The following is a 16,646-nucleotide window of genomic DNA, read 5'->3' as shown; positions in this document are numbered from 1 at the left end:
ACTCGCTGCTCACCGCCCGCACCCTCACCGCCCACAGGAGTCTTCTGCGTGACCACCTCCACCGACTCGCACTTCGCCCTCCCCCAGGATCTGCGCCGCAAGGCCGCGCCCTCCCTGATCGACGACGACGAGGCCCGCTTCGCCGCGATCGACGCCGCGGTGGCCGCCCAGGTCGCCGCCGGCGCGGAGCGGCTCGCCGCCCTCTACCGCGTGTCGGCGTCCTCGGGCCGCGAGGCCGCCGAGCGGGATGCCGAGATCCGCTCTCTCACCGCCCGGCTGGGAGTGCTCCGCCGACGCGGCGCCGAGCTCTGCCTCGGCCGGATGTCGCCGGCCGACGGCGCCGACGTGTACCTCGGCCGCCTCGGCGTCACCGATGCGCAGGGCCGCGAACTGCTGCGCGACTGGCGCACTCCGGCCGCAGCGCCGTTCTTCGCGGCCTCCCGTGCCGCGTCGCACGGGCTGCTCTCGCGGCGCCGGTATCGCTGGTCCGGAGGCCGGGTGGTCGACTTCTGGGACGAGCTCCTCACCGACGAGCCCGGCGACCGGCACGACGATGCCGCGCTGGACGCCGAGTCGTCGTTTCTCGCCGCCCTCGGCGACTCCCGGACGACCCGGATGCGAGACGTGTTGACGACCCTGGCCGCGGACCAGGACGCGATCATCCGCGACCCGGCCAACGGCACCCTCGTCGTCGACGGCGGACCCGGCACCGGCAAGACGGTGGTCGCCCTGCACCGTGCGGCGTACCTGCTCTACGCCGATCCCCGGGTCACCGCGGCCCGCGGCGGTGTCCTGTTCGTCGGACCGACCGAGCGCTTTCTGAAGTACGTGGCAGACGTGGTGCCCGATCTCGGCGAGGAGGGCACCCGGTTCGCGACCCTGCGGGACCTCGTGTCCGAGGGCGCCGGCGCACGTCCCGAGCCAGATCCGGTGATCGCCGGACTCAAGGCCGGGCTCACCGCCGTCGTCGAGCCGGCGATCGCCTTCTACGAGGAGCCCCCGAACGAACCGCTGACCGTGGAGACCGACTGGGCCGAGATCGAGATCACGCCCGCGGACTGGGCCGTCGCCTTCGATGCCGTCGAACCGGGGACCCCGCACAACGAAGCGCGCGGGGTGATCCGCGAAGCGCTGATCGAGGTGCTCACCGAGCGGCACGACGACCTGCCCGCCGCAGAGTTCGGGGCCGCGCTGACCGCCGATCACGACCTCCGACTGGCGCTGAACCGAGCGTGGCCGCTGCTCGAGCCGACCGATGTCGTCGCGGATCTGTGGACCGTGCCCGCGTACCTTCGGCGATGCGCGCCGTGGCTGAACGACGACGAGGTGCGTGCGCTCCAGCGGCCTTCGGCGCCGCAATCCTGGACCGACGCCGACCTTCCTCTGCTCGACGCCGCACGACATCGCCTGGGCGACAAGGGTTTCGAGGCTCGCCTGCGTCGCCGTACCTCGACCGTCACTGAGCAGCACCGCGTGATGGACGAGGTGCTCGATCAGCTGGTGGCCGCCGACGACGATCGGGAGGGCCTGGTCCAGCAGTTCGCCTTCGGCGGCATGTCGGCGCTGACCACCGACGAATCCGGGCTGCCCACCGGCGATTCCGACCGCCTGGCCGGGCCGTTCGCGCACGTCATCGTCGATGAGGCACAGGAACTGACCGAAGCGCAGTGGGAGATGCTGCGACGACGCTGTCCGGCGGGCGGGTTCACCGTCGTCGGCGATCGCGCCCAGGCCCGCCGGGGATTCGCCGAACCGTGGGAGGAGAGGCTCTCGCGCGCAGGACTGCGCAACATCAGGGTCGCCCGGCTCTCGCTCAACTACCGCACGCCACGCGCGATCATGGAGTGCGCCGCGCGTGAGATCGTCACGGCGCTGCCCACAGCGAACATCCCGGAATCATTGCGGGACAACGGAATCAGCGTCCGCACGATTGGCTACGACACGATCGGGGCAGCTCTGACTGCGTGGCTCGCCGCGAACAGCGGCGTCGCGGGGGTGATCGTCGCGCCCGACCAGGAACTAGACCTGCCCGGAGACCCGCGGATCACCCGGCTCGCCCCGGACACGACCAGCGGCCTGGAGTACGACCTCGTGGCAGTCTGCTCCCCCGCCGGCTACGGACAGGGCCTGTCCGGCGCGGTCAGCCGCTACATCGCGATGACCCGCGCCACCCGGGAGATGATGATTGTGCGGTGACCCGCTACGCGGTGCGCAGGCGGTGCAGGTCCTCGGGGGCGTCGACGTTGGTGAGCCAGCGCGGGTCGCTGACCCCGACGCGGTGGGTCACAACGGCTTCGAGGGCGTCGCGCATCAGCACGTCACCCGAGGCGAGCTTCGCCTGCAAGGCCGGCAAGGCGCGTACCCGGTAGATTCCGGCCAGCGGATGGTCGCGGCCGTCGACGAACGGAATCACCACGTCGGGAGTGCCGGTCAGGGCGTGGAGGAGCTCGTCGATCAGCTGCGAGCTCACCAGCGGCAGGTCCGTCGCACAGACGAAGGCGGCCGAGGCATCGGCCTCCTTGGCGGCCGTGAGGGCCGCGACGATGCCGCCGAGCGGACCCGATCCGGCCTGCTCGTCGGTGATCCAGGCCAGCTCGGACTGCCCGGCGAGTTCGTCGTAGGCCTGCGAGGTGGCCGGTGCGGCGACCATCACCGGCGTGCAGCGCTCGCCGATCGACTCGGCGATCACCTGGAGCATCGGCCGGCCCTCCCATTCCAGGCTCGCCTTGTCCTGACCCATGCGGCGGGATCGACCGCCCGCGAGGATGATCCCGGCCAGTCCGTGCTGCGTCTGCTCACTCATGGGGCCCATTCTGTCGGCAACGGGGCCCGCCGCGAAGCCCTTTGCGCGGAAGCCCTGACCCTACCGTGGCGTAATTCCCACCGGATCCGGCCCCGCACGCGCATTCGCGCACGTCGGCGCGATCGAGCGCAAGAGCTACGCCACAGTTGGGACGGGCCCAAGGGTTACTGGATGTGTCCGGTCCAGCGCTGCCCGTCCCACCACCGCTTCTGGGTGGGATCGTCGGGATTCTGCAACCACCCCGGTGGTGGCCCCGACACCGGCGGCGCGTGACGCGGCGGCGCCGACGGAGAAACCGTGGCTGCTGACCGGGCGGAGGGACTTGCGGATAGCGCGGCGGCGCATTCCGCGCGGGACCGGGGAACGCCTGCGCGCCGACAGCGGGAGCGGAATGAGGCCTGTTGGGCATCGAGGCCGATCGCGGTGTCGGCTGGTCCCCCGACAGCACCGACCGGACCTGATCGGCGAACACTGATCCAAGCTTCTTCGCGACGTTGAACTGATACGTCCCGCCAGAAGCCGCAATGGACAAGGTCCCCGTCATCATTCGGCCGGACCAGCCCACCGATTCGAGGGTGTCAATCGACCACTCGAGGCGTTCCTGGGGCCATACCGGTGACGCTACCCGGCAGACCGCGCTCAGCGTGCAGTACCCGCTGAGATCACCCCGCAGGCGACGCGCGTGCCGGCGTCGCCGGTCATCATCGACGTCTCGTCGGGGCCCGGGGTGCCGTCGTTCTGCTTGTAGCGGTCCCCGGGAATATTGCCGAAGTTGTCGGGGCCGGAATGGATGATGATCGCGGTGCCCTGACCGGATTCCAGGTCGGCTCTGGTCAGCGCGTCGGTGGTCGTCTCCAGGAGCGCGGAGCCATCGCTGCGGACCTGCAGCGACGACAGGTCGCCGCTCATCGGATGCCCGGTGTGACCGGGTGCCTGAAAGTGGCCACCGGCCGACAGGAAGTCGCCGGGCTCACCACCCGCGGGCGCCACCGAATTCGGTTCGCACTTGCCGACCGAGTGGATGTGCAGACCGTGGAAGCCCGGAGTCAGCTTGCCCGGCCGTGTGGTCTGCACTTCGACGGTCACGTAGCCGTCGTCGAACTCCAGTTCCGCGGTCGCGATCTGCTCACCCGCGGCATCGTTGATCGGGACGGTCAGGGAGTCGCTGTTGGACGACTCGTCCGAACTACACGAGACCAGCGCCACCGCCGTCGCCGAGGCGAGGAGAACTGCGGACAGGGACCGGGAGGTGCGTCGCGAGGTCATGCTCCCCACCGTAGTCACCCGTTCGGCCGACTCCAAGGGTTCACCTGGTACGAGCCCGAACGTGCGCACGCTCGCCCTGCTTTCCCACCAGCGTCAGGCATTCGACGGGGCCCGCGCTCGTCGCACCGAACCAATGCGGTGTGCGACAGTCGAATTCGGCCACCTCACCGGGCTTCAGAAGCAGGTCGTGTTCGCCGAGGATCAGCCGCAGCGTGCCGCTCAGGATGTACACCCAGTCGTGCCCCTCGTGCACTCTGAGCTCCGGATCGGCGACGTCGTCCGCCGGCGGGATCACCATCTTGTAGGCCTGGATCCCACCGGGACGGCGACTCAGTGGAAGCACTACTCGACCGCACTCGTCGACGGTCGGCCGGATGTGCACCCTGGGATCGCCGGTCGCGGGCGCGTCGACCAGTTCGTCGAGCGTGACCCCGTAGAAGCGGGCCAGCGGGAGCAACTGCTCGAGCGTCGGACGCCGGAGACCAGCCTCCAGGCGCGACAGGGTGCTCGCCGAGATGCCGGTCTGCGCGGCGAGGTCGGCGAGGGTCACGTCGCGATTGCCGCGCAATTGCCTCAAGCGCGGACCGACGGCGTCGAGGGATCGGTCCAGATCGTCCTTCATCGTTCCGACTTTGCCATTCGGCAAAAGAGCTTGCACATACGCCGCCGGGCGGCGCACCATCGCGACAGGATCGACTCGCCGAACGAAAGGACGACCATGACCCACGACTACGAGGTGCTCGTGCTGGGCGGCAGCGCGGCCGGACTCAGCGCGGGCCTGACTCTGGCGCGCGCCCGCCGTCGCATCGCAGTGATCGACGGCGGCGCGCCGCGCAACGCGCGGGCCGAGGGCATCCACGGTCTGGTCGCGGCCGAAGGGATCGCCCCGTCCGAGTACGCGGCCCGCGGACGGGCCGAGGTGACCGGCTACGGCGGGCAGGTGATCGACGGCCGGGTGGTCGGAGTCGCACGAACCGACGACGGATTCGCCGTGCAGCTCGGCGACGGCACAAGGCTGTCCGGTCGCGCGGTGCTCGCCGCCACCGGCGTCCGGGACGAGCTTCCAGCCGTCCCCGGCCTCGCCGACCACTGGGGCACCCAGGTGCTGCACTGCCCGTACTGCCACGGGTGGGAGTTCCGCGACCGCCGGATCGCCGTCCTCGCCACCGGACCGATGTCGTGGATGCAGGCGCTGCTGTTCCGGCAGTGGAGTGCCGACACGGTGCTGCTGACGAACGGCGTCACCTACGACGACGAGGCGCTCGCCCGGGTCGACGCGATGGGCGTCCAGGTGCACCACGGAGTGGTGACGGAGATCGTCGGCGCGCCGGCTCCGGGCGGCTCGGACGAAGCAAGACGACTGGGCGGCGTGCGGCTCGCCGACGGCCGAGTGATCGAGGTCGACGCCGTCGCCGTGCCTTCGCACCTGCATGCCAACGTCGAGATGTTCGGGGACCTCGGACTCGAGGTCGCGGAGAACGAGTTCGGCACATACGTACCGGCCGGCGACGACGGCAGCACCGCGGTCCCCGGCCTGTGGGTGGCCGGGAACCTCCGCGACCAGCACGCCACGGTCGCCTCCTCCTCCGCCGACGGCGTTCTGGTGGCGGCCCGCCTCAACATGAGCCTGATCTTCGCCGATGCCGAGACCGCCGTCGCGGCCGGGCTCACAGAGGCGCACCGATGACCCGGCCGCACCACGCAGAGCGGTTCACCGCCGCCCGCTGGGAGGAGATGTGGGCGGGCAAGACGCAGCCGCAGACCACGCTCGCCCATCCGTACCTGGCATCCGAACTGGCCGGTCTGACGCGCGGAACCGCCCTCGACGCCGGTTGCGGCGCCGGCGCCGAAGCCGTCTGGCTGGCCGAACGCGGATGGCAAGTCACCGGCGCCGACGTCTCTCCGACCGCGCTCGCGATCGCCGCGAGCCGGGCCCGGGCCGCAGAAGTCGAGGTCGACTGGGTCGAGGCTGATCTGACGACGTGGGCGCCCGAACGCCCCGCAGACCTGGTCACCACGTTCTACGCGCACCCTGACGCCGACCAGATCGAGTTCTACCGGCGCCTCGCCGAGTGGGTGACGGTCGGCGGCACGCTGCTCATCGTCGGACACCTGCACCGGCACGACGACGGCGCGCACGCACATCGGCGCGCCGAGCCGCCCGAGGAGACGACGGCGACCGCGGACCGGATCACCGCGCAATTGCCGGCCGACCGATGGCGGATCGAGGCCGCATTCGAGGGCTCCCGCACCGTCCCGGCCGGTGGAGGCGAAGAACGCCTTCTGCACGACGTAGTGGTACGGGCGACGCGGCTCGCACCCAGCTGATCGAGCGGCCATCCCGCCGATCGAGCGAAGTCGAGATCACCCTTCTGGAAACGGAGTGGTCTCGACTCCGCTCGACCGGCATAAGGGGCTCGACCGGCATAAGAAGCTCGACCGGCAAAGGGTCGGATCAGGCGGACTTCTCGCGGGGCTCGCGCTTCTTGCGCGGCACGATCGTGGGCAGCACGTTGTCGCTGACGGTCTCGCCGGTCACCACGACCTTGGCGACGTCGGTGCGGCTGGGGATGTCGTACATCACCGGCAGCAGCACCTCCTCCATGATCGCGCGCAGACCGCGGGCTCCGGTGCCGCGGTGGATGGCCTGATCGGCCACCGCCTCCAGCGCGTCCGGGGTGAACTCCAGCTCCACGTTGTCCATGTCGAAGAGCTTCCGATACTGCTTCACCAGTGCGTTCTTCGGGTCGGACAGGATGGAGACCAGCGCCTCCTTGTCCAGGTTTGTCACCGAGGCGATCATCGGCAGCCGGCCGATGAACTCCGGGATCAACCCGAACTTGATCAGATCCTCCGGCATCACGTCGGCGAAGTGATCGGTCGTGTCGATCTCGTTCTTCGACGGGACCTCGTTGCCGAACCCGATGCCACGCTTGCCGACCCGCTCGGAGACGATCTTCTCCAGGCCCGCAAAGGCGCCGGCCACGATGAACAGCACGTTCGTCGTGTCGATCTGGATGAACTCCTGGTGCGGATGCTTGCGGCCTCCCTGCGGGGGCACCGACGCCTGCGTGCCCTCGAGGATCTTCAGCAGCGCCTGCTGCACGCCCTCACCGGAGACGTCGCGGGTGATCGACGGATTCTCGCTCTTGCGGGCGACCTTGTCGATCTCGTCGATGTAGATGATGCCGGTCTCGGCGCGCTTGACGTCGTAGTCGGCGGCCTGGATCAGCTTCAGCAGAATGTTCTCGACGTCCTCGCCCACGTAACCGGCCTCGGTGAGCGCAGTGGCGTCGGCGATCGCGAACGGCACGTTGAGCATCTTCGCCAGCGTCTGTGCCAGGTAGGTCTTGCCGCAACCGGTCGGCCCGAGCATCAGGATGTTGCTCTTGGCCAGCTCGACGCTCTCGCCGCCGCGCGGCTCCTTCTTCTCCCCCGCCTGGATGCGCTTGTAGTGGTTGTACACGGCCACCGCGAGCGTGCGCTTGGCGGTGTCCTGACCGACCACGTAGGTATCCAGGAACTCGCGGATCTCCGCGGGCTTGGGAAGCTCGTCGAGCTTCACGTCACTGGTCTCGGCGAGCTCTTCTTCGATGATCTCGTTGCACAGGTCGATGCACTCGTCGCAGATGTAGACGCCGGGTCCGGCGATGAGCTTCTTGACCTGCTTCTGGCTCTTTCCGCAGAACGAGCATTTGAGCAGGTCGCCGCCCTCTCCGATACGTGCCATGTGGCTTGCACCCACTTCCTGATCTGCGCGTACCTCAACGGTACCTGCGCGGTTGCTCGTCTACCTGCCGACTCGGCGGGATACCTCGCGCCCGGCCGCATTCAGCGGATCCGGACGCACCATTGCGATGGGAATTCGAGCCTACGGGCCCGAGTCGCCGACACGCCGCCGGTCGGGGCGGCGTGTCGGCGGGAACGTCACTTGCGTGCGGACTTCTTGCGGTACTCGAACACCTCGTCGACGATGCCGTACTCCTTGGCCTGTTCGGCCGACAGGATGTTGTCGCGGTCGGTGTCCTTGCGGATCTTCTCCGGGTCCTGGCCGGTGTGCTTGGCCAGGATCTCGTCGAGCCGGAGGCGGATGCGCTCGATCTCGGCGGCCTGGATCTCCAGATCCGACACCTGCCCCTGGTAGGCGCCGCCGGTACGCGGCTGGTGGATCAGCACGGTCGCGTTCGGCAGCGCGGCACGCTTGCCCGGGGTGCCCCCGGCCAGCAGGATGGCGGCGGCCGATGCGGCCTCGCCGAGGCACACCGTGACGATGTCGCAGTGCACGTACTGCATGGTGTCGTAGATGGCGAGCATGTCGTGCACGCTGCCGCCCGGCGAGTTGATGTACATCGTGATGTCGCGGTCGGGATCCTGACTCTCCAGGACCAGCAGCTGCGCCATGATGTCGTTGGCCGAGGTCTGGTCGATCTGCGTGCCGACGAAGACGATGCGCTCCTCGTAGAGCTTGGCGTACGGGTCGTACTGCCGCTGACCGTTCGGCGTGTTCTCGATGAACGACGGCAGGATGTAGCGCGCCTGGATCTGCTTGAGCGCGACGGCCGACTCGGGGATGCCGGCGCGGACGTCGGCCGGAAGGTTGCTGTACATGGATTCTCCAGAAGGTGTCGGGGTGGGCCGGTCAGGCGCCGGGGCGGGCGATGCTGGTGACAACGTGGTCGACGATGCCGTAGTCCTTCGCCTCCTCGGCGGTGAACCACTTGTCACGGTCGGCGTCGGCCTCGATCTTCTCCAGCGGCTGACCGGTGAACTCGGCGTTGAGCCGGTTCATCTCCTTCTTGGTGGTCGCGAACTGCTCGGCCTGGATGGCGATGTCGGCCGCGGTGCCGCCGATGCCCGCTGACGGCTGGTGCATCATGATCCGCGCGTGCGGCAGCGCGTGGCGCTTGCCCTTGGTGCCGGCGGCCAGCAGGAACTGCCCCATCGAGGCGGCCATGCCCATCGCGTAGGTCGAGATGTCACAGGGCGCCAGCTGCATGGTGTCGAACATCGCCATGCCCGCGGTCACGCTGCCGCCCGGCGAGTTGATGTACAGGTTGATGTCGCGGTCCGGGTCCTCGGCGGCCAGCAGCAGGATCTGCGCGCAGACCCGGTTGGCGATGTCGTCGTCGACCTGGGTGCCGAGGAAGATGATCCGCTCGCGCAGCAGCCGCTCGAAGACCGAGTCGGTCAGGTTGAGGCCGGCGACGCCCGAGCTCATCGTGGGAGTCGCGGACGGACCGGTCGCACTCGGGGGCGTGTAGAAGTTGCTCACAGTTGAATTTCCTCTTCATCTCGAAGGCGGCGATCGCGTCGGGCGACCCGGCCGCGGTGGAAGCTGTCATCGACATTAATCACTCGGAGGGGTCCGGATGTTCCGCACACCCCGGTGATTCGCTGACAGCGGAACAATCGAGGGGTGTTCGAAGGCCCGCCGGCACGCCACCCGCTCGCGGCGATCCGGCGTCGTCGGCCGCGATGCGCACAAGCCGGGGCCGGATATCCGGCCCCGGCTGTGCGGGTCAGTGCTGAGCGCGCGTGATCAGGCGTCGTCGCCCTCGGCGTCGGCGTCGTCGTCCGAACCGAAGAAGGTCGCCGTGTCGATCACCTCGCCGTTGGTGTCCTTCACGGTCACGTCGCCGATCACGCCGGCGAGCGCCTTGTTGCGACGGACGTCGGCGTACAGGGCGCCGATCTGGTTGGCATTCTGCAGCTGCTGGATGAACTCCTGCGGCGGCATGCCGTAGCGCTGCGCCTGCATGATGATCTGCTGGGTCAGCTCGCTCTGGTCCACCTCGGTCTCGGCGGCGTCGGCGATCGCATCGAGCAGCAACTGAGTGCGGACCGACTTCTCAGCCGACTCCTTGGCCTCGGCGTCCCACTCCTCACGCGTCTTGCCCTGCGCCTCCAGGAAGCGGTTGATCTGCTCGTCGTCATGCCCGAGCGCGTGCACCAGCTGGTGCTGGGTCGCCTCGACCTCGTCGTCGACCACCTTCTCCGGCAGCGGGAACTCGACCTCCTCCAGGAGCTGGTCGAGGACGGCGTCGCGGATGGCGCCGGCCTGCTCGTACTTCTTGGACTCGCTCACCTGACGGCGGAGATCCTCACGGAGCTCGTCGGCAGTGTCGAACTCGCTGGCCAGCTGTGCGAAGTCGTCGTCGAACTCGGGCAGTTCGCGTTCCTTGACCGACTGCACGGTCACCGTCACCTCGGCTTCGGAGTCCGCGTGCTCACCGGCGACGAGGGTGGTGGTGAAGGTGGCGGTCTCGCCGGCCTTCAGTCCGAGGATGGCATCGTCGAGACCGTCGATCAGATCGCCGTTGCCGACCTCGTGCGAGAGGCCCTCGGTCGCGGCGTCCGGGACCGGCTCGCCGTCGATGGTCGCCGACAAGTCGATCGAGACGAAGTCGCCGTTGGCCACACCGCGCTCTACGGCGGCGAGGGTGCCGAAGCGCTGACGCAGCTGCTCGGCCTGCTCGGTGACATCGGCATCGCTGACCTCGATCGGGTCCACCTCAACAGACAGGGCGGCGAAGTCCGGGAGAGCGATCTCCGGGCGCACGTCGACGACGGCGCTGAAGGTCAGCGGCTCACCGTGGACCAGCTCGCCGAGGTCGATCTCCGGCTGGCTGATCGCGTTGACCTCGGCCTCGGCCAGCGCCTGGCTGTACTTGGCGGGCAGGGCGTCGTTGACGACCTGCTCGAGCACGGCCTGACGGCCGACGCGGGCCTCGATGATCTTGGCCGGGGCCTTGCCCGGACGGAAACCGGGGATCCGGATCTGCTGGGCGAGCGCCTGGTAGGCCCGGTCGAAATCGCCGGACAGCTCCTCGAACGGAACCTCGACATTCAGCTTGACTCGGGTCGGGCTCAGCTGCTCGACGGTGCTCTTCACGACGTTGGTGCTCCTTTGCGGTTTCTTCACGTGCTGGTCCGGTGGGCGCCTGCCCACGGACATCGGTCGGGATGACAGGATTTGAACCTGCGACCCTCCGCTCCCAAAGCGGATGCGCTACCAAGCTGCGCCACATCCCGCGGCCCTGACGTCGACATGCGATACGACCAAAGGAACATCGTACGGGTCGGGGCACCCTGGGGCGCATCCGGGGAGGGCTTTTGCCCACCGGACCCACGTCACGTAGTGTCTGTGCTCGCGGACGTCGATGCCGGACATCGGCAGTGCGCGACGCGGGTGTAGCTCAATGGTAGAGCCCTAGTCTTCCAAACTAGCTACGCGGGTTCGATTCCCGTCACCCGCTCCACGGAAACCGCCCGTGACCTCTAGCGATTCAGGTCACGGGCGGTTTCGCATCGGCGCAACGCTCGGTCGGTCCAGCACCCGCCGGTCCGACGTCCGGCGACGACCTCAGTCCCGGATTTCGGCACGGTGCAGCCGGACCACACCCCAGACGAAGAACACCGCGCACAACACCGCGAAGTAGGCCAGTGAGCCCGCTCCGCCGCCGAACGGGCTGTCGATGGTCGCGACCTGCCCGGCCCCGAGCTCACCGTTCTTGAAGGGCGACAACCGCTGCAGCCACAGCCCGAGATCGCCGGGGATGAAGGTGAAGAAGACCTCGATGCCGAACTTCCACAGCAGCACCAGCATCACCACCACACCGGATCGGTGGACCAGGAGCGACAGTCCGATCCCCAGCGCGCACGTGAAGAACGTCAGCAACGGCACGCCGTACACGAGGCGCAGGCCGGACGACGATGTGATCGAGACGGCGCCCCACACATCCGGGAAGATCAGCGGGAACAGACCCACGATCCCGGCGATGGTCATCAGGGAGACCAGAAATCCCAGTCCCCCGTAAGTGATCAGCTTGCTCATCGGCAGCACCCAGCGCTTGGGCTGGATCGCCAGATAAGTACCGATGGTGCCGTTGCCGTACTCGCCGCAGGTGGACGAGATGCCCGCCAGCATCAGGATGAACGTGGTGAAGATGATCACCCAGTAGCCGGAGTTCTCGGTCTCCATGCCGCCGTCGGTGGGCAGCAGGTCGGACTGGCTTGCGACGGCGATGGCCGCGTTCAGGATCACCGGGATGAGAATCGCGAGCGGAACGAACGAGTACAGCACCGGGCTGCGCCACGACCACCGGGACAGTTCGCTGCGGATCCCGCGAGTCAGCGCCGTCATCGCTTGTCCTTCCCCGCCGGGCCGTATTCGACGGCGTGACGGGTCAGCGCCACATAGACCGATTCCAGCGGGCGCGGCCCCTCCCCGCGCGCCAGCAGGTCCGCGGCTGGTTCGTCGGCCAGCAGGCGCCCCTGCCCCATCACCGCGATCCGGTCGGCGGTGATCGCCACCTCCGGCAGGTCGTGCGAGGCGATCAGCAGAGCCTTGCCCCGCTTCTTCGCCAGATAGGTGAAGTAGTCGCGCAGCCAGAGGACGCCGTCGACGTCGAGACCGTTGGCCGGCTCGTCGAGGACCAGATTCTGCGGGTCGCCGAGGATCGCCGAGGCGATCCCGAGGCGCTGGAGCATGCCGAGCGAGAACTTGCCGACCGGCCGATCGGCGACCCCGGCCAGACCCACCTGCCGCAGCGCCCAGCCGACGGCTTTTCGGTCTACGCCTCCGAGCTCGGCCTGCCACCGCAGGTGTTGTTCGGCGGTCAGCGCCGGATTCACCGAACCCGAGGCGATGTTGAAGCCGATCGTGCGCAACGGCTGGCGATGGTCGACCAGGCGACGGCCGTCGATCGTCACCTCGCCTCGGTCCGGCGACGACAGTCCGGCGATGAGCCGCAGCAGGGTGGACTTGCCCGCACCGTTGGGTCCCAGCAGATAGGTGAGGGCGCCGCTCTCGGCGGTCAGCGCCACGCCGGACACGGCCGTCTTGTCGCCGTAGCTCTTCGATACCCCGGAGATTCGGATCATCGTCGCGCGCGGATCAGTAGCCGAAGTCGGGATTGCCGTTGCACGCGATGCTGGCGCAGATCCGCTTGAAGTCGAGCTTCCACTGCCCGCCGTCGCGCAGGTAGTAGTAGTTCACCTGCATCACAGGGAACCCGGCCATGGTGCCGCGGAAGGTGATCGACATCCGGTTGCCGCTGATCCGCGGCGGACCGGCCGCGGCCCCGCGCATCGAGAAGAAGTCGTAGGTCTGGCTCGACGCCATGACCTGATTGATCTCCTTGCGGGCCTTCGGGTCATTGCCGTTGTAGACCACCGCCATTTTGGCAGCGGTGGGTATGCGCGGGTTCCAGAATGCGGCGTACTGCCACTCCAGGTCTACTTTCGTCGGCCGCTCGGCGGTGACGGTCAGATCCGACGCTTTGGCCTCCCGGATCGACTGGGGCGAGCGGCGCGTGGTGGGCGCGCCGGGTGAGGCGGTGGTGGGTGCTGCCGGCTGAGCGTCGGGCGTCGCCGCGGGAGCGGCCGGAGCCAGCGCAGGCGGAAGGTCGACCGGTGCGTCCGCGGGCGCCGACTCCAGCGCCGCCGGGGCAGCGGGCGCCGCCGGAGGGTTGGCACCGTACGGCTGCTGCGTCCCCAGATTCACGACGGTCGACGGCTCCTGACCGGCAGCGGTGCGGTCGATGAGACTGATGCCCAGCGCGCCGATCCCGACGATCACCGCCGAGACCACGGTCGCCGCCAGCGCCGAGACCACCACGGTCGGCGCGGAGACCGTGCCCTTGCCCTTCTCACTCATGTAGCACAGCCTGTCCTAATCAAACCCGCCGAGCAACCCCGAATCGCCGCCGGTGGTCCACCTCACTGCGCCCGGGACGCGATGGCAAGGACCTGGGAGTTCACCGGCATGTGGCCTCGCGGACACCGAGAACGGCTTGGCCCGATGACAACAGTTGTGTAACGATGTATGGACGAGCGTCTCGGGGGACGTTCTCCATGAAGCTGAACAAAGGGTTTTCCACAGTGTTTTCCGCCAAGCCCTCGGGCCGACGTCAGAGTCGCACCGCCCGGCTCGTCGCTGTCGCCGTCAGCGCGGCAGCGTTGTCCCTCACCGTCCCCGCAGTCGCGACCGCGGAGCCGGTCACGGTGATTCCCGGCCTCCCGCCGGTCGAGTTGCCGCAGATCCCCGGCGCGCCGAGCCCGGAGAAGTCCAAGCCGAAGCCGAAGGCCACGCCGCCGGCCGAGCCCGGTGTTCCGGCCATGCCGAACGTGTCGACGCCGACCGGCTACGTCGCGCTCGCGGTGGATCAGGACCACACCATCTATTGGTGGAAGGACGGCCGCTTCGTCAGGAAGATGCCGATCTCGATGGGTTCGGACCGGCACCCGACGCCGAACGGCATCTACCGCACCATGGAGAAGTACCGTGACATGTACATGGACTCCTCCACCTACGGCGTGCCGATCGATTCGCCGGACGGCTACCGCACCTATGTCGAGTACGCCACCCGGATGTCCAACTCGGGCATCTTCATCCACGCCGCTCCGTGGTCGGTGAACCAGCAGGGCAACACCAACGTGAGCCACGGCTGCATCAACGTGAGCACCGAGAACGGCAAGTGGGTCTACGACAACGTCGGCCGCGGTACTCCGATCGTCGTCAAGGGCACCGTCGGCGGCGGCAACGCTCAGACCAGCCGCGTCGGTTCCTGAGGTTTCGGCGACGACCGACTGAACCAGCACTGTGGCCCCTCCCGTCCGGGAGGGGCCACAGTCGTTTCGGACACCGTTGTCCGAGGTCGCGATGCTGCGCGGGCTCGAGCCTTCAGGCCGCGCACCGCTGGTGCGGGCCCAGTGTCGCCTGCACCTGCATCCACTGCGCGAGCACCTGGCACCCGGTGACGTCCGGCGCAGTCAGCGGCGCTCGGAGGTAGGGCTCGGTGCCGTACGAGACGTGCCGCCCGCCGAGCGGGTTGTCCCAGCGCCACCGGTGCACCCGCAGCGACGACGGCAGGTAGCCGCGGACCTCGCGGGCCGCGATCGCCAGCCGCCGCACGTCCCGGATCCACTGGCTCGGCGCCAGCCGGGTCCGCGCCGCGTTCTGCAGCTCGGCGTCCCGCACCCGTGTGTAGACGTCCGCGAGCCAGGTCCGCACCTGGTCGACCGAGAACATGCCGGACAGGTCCGCGACGTCCCGGATCAGCGAATCGGGACTGGCGTTGCAGATGACGTCGTCGGGCGCGCCGACCCAGAATGCCGGGATCTCGGCGGGCAGGTCGGGTCCGCGACCCGCCACGCCCCACCCGTCGCAGCCCGGAACCGCGCCGGGCGGTTGATGCGGATCGGCGACGAAGCCGAGCCCGGCGACCGACGCCGCGTACCGGCCGGTCGCCGGCCGGGCGAGCAGACTGCGAATCACCACCGCGCCTTGCGAATAGCCGATCAGCATCACCGGTCGGTCCGGCTGCTCGGCGACGGCGTCGTCGATCGCCTGCGCGAGCGCCGTCACGCCGCGGGCCACGCTGCTGAGGTAGCACTCGCCGTCGAGACTGGCCGCCGGGCCGTAGCTGGCCGGATACGGCACCCAGCGCGCCGAGAAGCGCTCGTCGAGTTCGTCGGTGACGCGCGCCAGCATGCCGGTCACCGAAGCCGGGTCGTCGCCCGGCGTCGATTCACCGGTCCCGCCCACGGCGAGTACGAGGGGTCCCAGGACAGGTCGGCCGGATCGCCGGTGCGCCTCGACACCGGCTCCCGGGACACGGTGTCCACTGCGGTCGCTCTCCATGGGTCAAGACTGCCGTCGCCTGCTTGGGACAGCCGGGTCAGAAACCTGAGTGCACGGTAAGAATCGCCGGCGGTCGCGGTGAGTCCGGCCACCCTCGCTTCACGACTGACAGGCTGGACACCAGAAGAGATTGCGGCCCTCCAGCTCACGCCACAGGATCGTCGTCCCGCACAGTCGGCACGGCTCCCCCGCCCGCCGGTAGACATAGGTACGGGGCCGATTCGGCGCGTAGGCGGGAGCGCCGTGGTCGTCCTCGGGACGTACGACGTGGATGCGTCCAGTCGCCATTCCGATCGGCATCAGTTCGGCGAGGTCCGCCCAGATCGTGTCGAACTCGTCCCGGGTCAGCGTGGTGCCCGGGCGCATCGGGTCGATCCCGGCCCGGAACAGCACTTCGGCGCGATAGATGTTGCCGACCCCTGCGATCACCTTCTGGTCCATGAGCAGGGAGCCGATCGCGCGCCGCGAGCGCGCGATCCGCGCCCGAGCGTGATCGGGCTCGGCGTCGCCGCGCAGCGGGTCGGGACCGAGCCGAGCGACGAGCGCGTCGAGGTCGGCCGGGGTGTAGAGCTCACAGGAGTTCGGACCGCGCAGGTCGACGCCCAGGTCGTCGCCGACCATTCGCAGCCGGACCTGCCCGGTCGGCTCGGGCATCGGCAGCGGCTCCTCGGTGAAGGCGCCGTAGATGCCCAGGTGGATGTGCACGAGCCGACAGGAGCGGTCCCCGTCGGGGAGCGAGGACGCTCCGAACCGGTAGACGAGGTGCTTGCCCCACGCTTCGGCGCTCTGGAAGACGAGGCCGTCGAGCAGCGCGGCCTCCGGACCGAACCGCCCCTGCGGGCTGCTCACCGCGACGCGCTGCCCTCCGAACTGCTTCTGCTGCCGCCGGGCGAGCCGGTGCAGCGCATGCCCCTCGGGCACCGACGGGTGCCG

At 69.0% G+C, this 16,646-nt stretch carries 17 protein-coding genes and 2 tRNA genes; 5 read left to right on the top strand and 14 right to left on the bottom strand.

Going from position 1 to position 16,646, the window contains the following annotated elements:
* Nucleotides 1-48 precede the first annotated feature (48 nt).
* Nucleotides 49-2,196 (top strand): RNA polymerase recycling motor ATPase HelR, encoded by a 2,148-nt coding sequence (helR, locus tag C6V83_RS08740; protein ID WP_105942074.1) that lies wholly within the window; start codon nt 49-51, stop codon nt 2,194-2,196.
* Between the two features lie 4 nt (nt 2,197-2,200).
* Here helR and mobA read toward each other — a convergent pair whose 3' ends face one another.
* The 4 genes from mobA to C6V83_RS08720 form a co-directional block, all read right to left on the bottom strand.
* Nucleotides 2,201-2,803 carry a molybdenum cofactor guanylyltransferase gene (gene mobA / locus C6V83_RS08735; protein ID WP_105942073.1) on the bottom strand — a complete coding sequence of 201 codons (603 nt, stop codon included), beginning with the start codon at nt 2,801-2,803 and terminating at the stop codon, nt 2,201-2,203.
* A gap of 164 nt (nt 2,804-2,967) precedes the next feature.
* The gene (locus C6V83_RS19080) at nt 2,968-3,063 is read right to left on the bottom strand and encodes a DUF2510 domain-containing protein (protein WP_159067481.1); all 96 of its coding nucleotides are present in this window, start codon (nt 3,061-3,063) and stop codon (nt 2,968-2,970) included.
* Between the two features lie 379 nt (nt 3,064-3,442).
* Nucleotides 3,443-4,069: a superoxide dismutase[Cu-Zn] gene (gene sodC, locus C6V83_RS08725; RefSeq protein WP_105942071.1), complete on the bottom strand. Its 627-nt coding sequence runs from the start codon at nt 4,067-4,069 to the stop codon at nt 3,443-3,445.
* A 40-nt stretch (nt 4,070-4,109) separates the two neighbouring features.
* Complete coding sequence (locus C6V83_RS08720) at nt 4,110-4,691, bottom strand: helix-turn-helix domain-containing protein (protein WP_105942070.1); 582 nt, start codon at nt 4,689-4,691, stop codon at nt 4,110-4,112.
* 96 nt (nt 4,692-4,787) lie between these two features.
* Here C6V83_RS08720 and C6V83_RS08715 point away from each other — a divergent pair, with 96 nt between their 5' ends.
* Nucleotides 4,788-5,756: an NAD(P)/FAD-dependent oxidoreductase gene (locus C6V83_RS08715; protein ID WP_105942069.1), complete on the top strand. Its 969-nt coding sequence runs from the start codon at nt 4,788-4,790 to the stop codon at nt 5,754-5,756.
* Nucleotides 5,753-6,397: a class I SAM-dependent methyltransferase gene (locus C6V83_RS08710; RefSeq protein ID WP_105942068.1), complete on the top strand. Its 645-nt coding sequence runs from the start codon at nt 5,753-5,755 to the stop codon at nt 6,395-6,397. Before C6V83_RS08715 ends, C6V83_RS08710 begins: the two co-directional genes overlap by 4 nt.
* A gap of 127 nt (nt 6,398-6,524) precedes the next feature.
* On the opposite strand, the gene clpX is transcribed toward C6V83_RS08710, so the two are convergent.
* From clpX to C6V83_RS08685, 5 genes are all read right to left on the bottom strand, one after another.
* On the bottom strand, nt 6,525-7,799 hold the full coding sequence (clpX, locus tag C6V83_RS08705) for an ATP-dependent Clp protease ATP-binding subunit ClpX (protein ID WP_105942067.1): 1,275 nt from the start codon (nt 7,797-7,799) through the stop codon (nt 6,525-6,527).
* 197 nt (nt 7,800-7,996) lie between these two features.
* Complete coding sequence (locus C6V83_RS08700; protein WP_105942066.1) at nt 7,997-8,677, bottom strand: ATP-dependent Clp protease proteolytic subunit; 681 nt, start codon at nt 8,675-8,677, stop codon at nt 7,997-7,999.
* A 31-nt stretch (nt 8,678-8,708) separates the two neighbouring features.
* Nucleotides 8,709-9,287, bottom strand: a complete 579-nt coding sequence (locus C6V83_RS08695) for an ATP-dependent Clp protease proteolytic subunit (protein ID WP_105943824.1) — start codon at nt 9,285-9,287, stop codon at nt 8,709-8,711.
* Between the two features lie 321 nt (nt 9,288-9,608).
* Nucleotides 9,609-10,961 (bottom strand): trigger factor, encoded by a 1,353-nt coding sequence (tig, locus tag C6V83_RS08690; protein ID WP_105942065.1) that lies wholly within the window; start codon nt 10,959-10,961, stop codon nt 9,609-9,611.
* 66 nt (nt 10,962-11,027) lie between these two features.
* Nucleotides 11,028-11,101: transfer RNA gene (locus C6V83_RS08685), tRNA-Pro, on the bottom strand.
* Between the two features lie 153 nt (nt 11,102-11,254).
* Between C6V83_RS08685 and C6V83_RS08680 the strand changes: the two genes are divergently transcribed.
* Nucleotides 11,255-11,328 (top strand) — tRNA-Gly (locus C6V83_RS08680).
* A gap of 104 nt (nt 11,329-11,432) precedes the next feature.
* On the opposite strand, the gene C6V83_RS08675 is transcribed toward C6V83_RS08680, so the two are convergent.
* From C6V83_RS08675 to C6V83_RS08665, 3 genes are read right to left on the bottom strand one after another with little or no spacing between them, the layout of a single operon-like run.
* Entirely contained in the window at nt 11,433-12,212 is a 780-nt protein-coding gene (locus C6V83_RS08675; RefSeq protein ID WP_105942064.1) for an ABC-2 transporter permease, read from the bottom strand.
* The gene (locus tag C6V83_RS08670; protein ID WP_105942063.1) at nt 12,209-12,952 is read right to left on the bottom strand and encodes an ABC transporter ATP-binding protein; all 744 of its coding nucleotides are present in this window, start codon (nt 12,950-12,952) and stop codon (nt 12,209-12,211) included. The genes C6V83_RS08675 and C6V83_RS08670 overlap by 4 nt, the downstream gene beginning before the upstream one ends.
* Before the next feature lie 13 nt (nt 12,953-12,965).
* Complete coding sequence (locus tag C6V83_RS08665) at nt 12,966-13,727, bottom strand: hypothetical protein (RefSeq protein WP_105942062.1); 762 nt, start codon at nt 13,725-13,727, stop codon at nt 12,966-12,968.
* A 197-nt stretch (nt 13,728-13,924) separates the two neighbouring features.
* On the opposite strand from C6V83_RS08665, the gene C6V83_RS08660 reads away from it, so the two are divergent.
* Entirely contained in the window at nt 13,925-14,641 is a 717-nt protein-coding gene (locus C6V83_RS08660; RefSeq protein WP_105942061.1) for a L,D-transpeptidase family protein, read from the top strand.
* A 112-nt stretch (nt 14,642-14,753) separates the two neighbouring features.
* Here the strand turns inward: C6V83_RS08660 and C6V83_RS08655 are convergent, their stop codons facing one another.
* On the bottom strand, nt 14,754-15,617 hold the full coding sequence (locus tag C6V83_RS08655; protein ID WP_234353932.1) for a PE-PPE domain-containing protein: 864 nt from the start codon (nt 15,615-15,617) through the stop codon (nt 14,754-14,756).
* Nucleotides 15,618-15,812: 195 nt separating this feature from the next.
* Nucleotides 15,813-16,634 (bottom strand): Fpg/Nei family DNA glycosylase, encoded by an 822-nt coding sequence (locus tag C6V83_RS08650; RefSeq protein ID WP_105942059.1) that lies wholly within the window; start codon nt 16,632-16,634, stop codon nt 15,813-15,815.
* Nucleotides 16,635-16,646: the final 12 nt, after the last annotated feature.

The organism is Gordonia iterans (assembly GCF_002993285.1).
In the GTDB taxonomy this organism is placed as follows: Bacteria; Actinomycetota; Actinomycetes; order Mycobacteriales; family Mycobacteriaceae; genus Gordonia; species Gordonia iterans.
This window is presented reverse-complemented; position numbering and strand designations above follow the sequence as displayed.

What these genes read in the sequence shown, in the direction of transcription:
- C6V83_RS08700 (WP_105942066.1), bottom strand. Translation starts at nt 8,677, where the DNA reads ATGTACAGCAACCTTCCGGCCGACGTCCGCGCCGGCATCCCCGAGTCG.
- sodC (WP_105942071.1), bottom strand. Translation starts at nt 4,069, where the DNA reads ATGACCTCGCGACGCACCTCCCGGTCCCTGTCCGCAGTTCTCCTCGCC.
- C6V83_RS08675 (WP_105942064.1), bottom strand. Translation starts at nt 12,212, where the DNA reads ATGACGGCGCTGACTCGCGGGATCCGCAGCGAACTGTCCCGGTGGTCG.
- clpX (WP_105942067.1), bottom strand. Translation starts at nt 7,799, where the DNA reads ATGGCACGTATCGGAGAGGGCGGCGACCTGCTCAAATGCTCGTTCTGC.
- C6V83_RS08715 (WP_105942069.1), top strand. Translation starts at nt 4,788, where the DNA reads ATGACCCACGACTACGAGGTGCTCGTGCTGGGCGGCAGCGCGGCCGGA.
- C6V83_RS08660 (WP_105942061.1), top strand. Translation starts at nt 13,925, where the DNA reads ATGAAGCTGAACAAAGGGTTTTCCACAGTGTTTTCCGCCAAGCCCTCG.
- mobA (WP_105942073.1), bottom strand. Translation starts at nt 2,803, where the DNA reads ATGAGTGAGCAGACGCAGCACGGACTGGCCGGGATCATCCTCGCGGGC.
- C6V83_RS08670 (WP_105942063.1), bottom strand. Translation starts at nt 12,952, where the DNA reads ATGATCCGAATCTCCGGGGTATCGAAGAGCTACGGCGACAAGACGGCC.
- C6V83_RS08695 (WP_105943824.1), bottom strand. Translation starts at nt 9,287, where the DNA reads ATGAGCTCGGGCGTCGCCGGCCTCAACCTGACCGACTCGGTCTTCGAG.
- C6V83_RS08720 (WP_105942070.1), bottom strand. Translation starts at nt 4,691, where the DNA reads ATGAAGGACGATCTGGACCGATCCCTCGACGCCGTCGGTCCGCGCTTG.
- C6V83_RS08665 (WP_105942062.1), bottom strand. Translation starts at nt 13,727, where the DNA reads ATGAGTGAGAAGGGCAAGGGCACGGTCTCCGCGCCGACCGTGGTGGTC.
- C6V83_RS08710 (WP_105942068.1), top strand. Translation starts at nt 5,753, where the DNA reads ATGACCCGGCCGCACCACGCAGAGCGGTTCACCGCCGCCCGCTGGGAG.